Source organism: Kitasatospora sp. NPDC093558 (assembly GCF_040683475.1).
GTDB lineage: Bacteria > Actinomycetota > Actinomycetes > Streptomycetales > Streptomycetaceae > Kitasatospora.
Window position 1 is genome coordinate 1 of sequence record NZ_JBFBDY010000946.1, and the last position, 2005, is coordinate 2005.

Here is a 2005-nt window from a genome sequence, read left to right on the forward strand (position 1 = left end):
GTCGCGCACCAGGCGCTCGCCCTCCGGCGCGGAGAGCGCGGCGAGGCGCTCGGCGAGCGGCTCGGCCGAGCCGTCGGCGGCCCCGGCCGGCTCCTCCTCGGCGGCCACCAGGCGGCGGACGTCGGGGAGTTCACGCAGCAGCGGGCCCGGGCGGGTGGCCGTGTAGACGGGGTAGAACCGCTTCCAGTCCATGTCGGCGACGACCACCGCGGCGTCCTGCCGGTCGAGCGCGGTGCCGAGCGCGGCGATCCCGGTCTCCGGGGTCATCGCGAGCACGCCGAACCGGTCGAGCCGCGCGCCGATCTCCTCGTCGGCCATGCCGCCGCCGCCCCACTGGCCCCAGGCCACCGCGGTGGCGGCCAGGCCGGCGCCGCGCCGGTGCTCGGCGAGCGCGTCGAGGTAGGCGTTGGCGGCCCCGTACGCGCCCTGGCCGGCGCAGCCCCAGATGCCCGCGCCCGAGGAGTACAGGACGAAGGCGTCGAGGCCGTCGCCGAGCAGTTCGGCGAGGTGCGCGGCGCCGGCGGCCTTGCCGGCGAGGACGGTCGCGACCTCGGCCAGGGTGGCGTCGGCCAGCGGGAAGGTGTCGCCCGCGCCCGCCGTGTGGACCACCGTGCGGACGGTGCGGCCCTCCTCGGCCAGGGTGCGCAGCAGCTCCTCGACCGCCGCCCGGTCGGCGACGTCGCACGCGGCGACCGTCACCCCGGCGCCCGACTCCCGCAGCTCGGCGGCGAGTTCGGCGGCGCCGGCGGCGGCGAGGCCGGCCCGGCTGGTCAGCACCAGGTGCTCGGCGCCCGAGCGGGCCAGCCAGCGGGCGGCGTGCCCGCCGAGCGCGCCGGTGCCGCCGGTGACCAGTACCGTCCCGGTGGGCCGCCACGGCTCGCCGCCCGTCCCCGGGGTGGCCGCGGCCCGCTCCAGACGGCGGACGTACGGGCCAGAGGCGCGCACCGCGTACTCGACGTCCCCGGTGTGCCGGTCGCCGCCCGCGCCGAGGACGGCCGACAGGTGCGCCGCGACCCGGGCGTCGAGGTGCGCGGGCAGGTCGACCAGGCCGATCAGCCGGCCCGGCTCTTCGAGACCGGCCACCCGGGCCAGGCCCCACACCATCGCCTGCACCGGCCCGGCCACCTGCTCGCCGGGCGCCGCCGCGACGGCCTGACGGGTCGCCAGCCACAGCGGCAGCGTGCTGCCGCCGTCGCGCAGCGCCTGGAGCAGCGCCAGCACGCCGGCCAGGCCGCGCGGCACCGCCGGGTGCCGCGGGTGCGGCTCCTCGTCGGCCGCGAGCAGCGCGAGGACACCGGTGACGTCGGTGTGCTCGGCGAGCAGCCCGGCGAGCGCGGCGCGGTCGGCCGTCGCGCCGTCCACGGGGACGGTGACGGCCCGCGCGCCGTGCTCCTCCAGGGCCCGGACGACGCCCAGCACCCAGCCGTCGTGCAGCAGCCCGGCGGGCACCGGCAGCAGCCACGTGCCGTGCACCGGCACCGGGCCCTCGGCCCGGACCGGCGCCCAGCGGACCCGGTAGCGCAGCCGCTCCAGGCGGGCCGCCGCGTCGGACAGCTGGTCCGGCTCGACCGGCCGGCCCGACACCGAGCCGACGGTGACCACCGGCAGGCCGTCGGGGCCCACCAGGTCGGCGCTCACCGCATGCTCGCCGTCGCGCCGGACCCGCACCCGCACGGCCGTCGCGCCCGGCCGGTGCACCGCGACGCGGTTCCAGCTGAACGGCAGCACCGGCCGCTCCCCGTCGAACATGCCCACCAGCGCGGCGTGCATCGCCGCGTCCAGCAGCGCCGGGTGCACCGCGTACTCCCCGGCGCGCTCCGCCTCGGCGGGGGCGAGCGCCACCTCGGCGAAGTACTCGCCGTCGCGCCGCCACAGCCCGCGCACGCCCCGGAACACCGGGCCGTAGTCGTAGCCGCGCTCCGCCAGCGCGTCGTACATCCCGGCGGCGTCGAGCTCCTCGGCTCCGGCCGGCGGCCACGCGCCCAGCTGCGCGCCGGCCGGGGCC

General features: G+C 80.0%; 1 protein-coding gene. It reads right to left on the bottom strand.

The genetic code is table 11. The features are described 5' to 3' along the window. Positions 1-2005, bottom strand: a 2005-nt coding sequence (locus AB0O00_RS37235) for an SDR family NAD(P)-dependent oxidoreductase (protein ID WP_363659125.1), incomplete at both ends; no start/stop codon positions are given.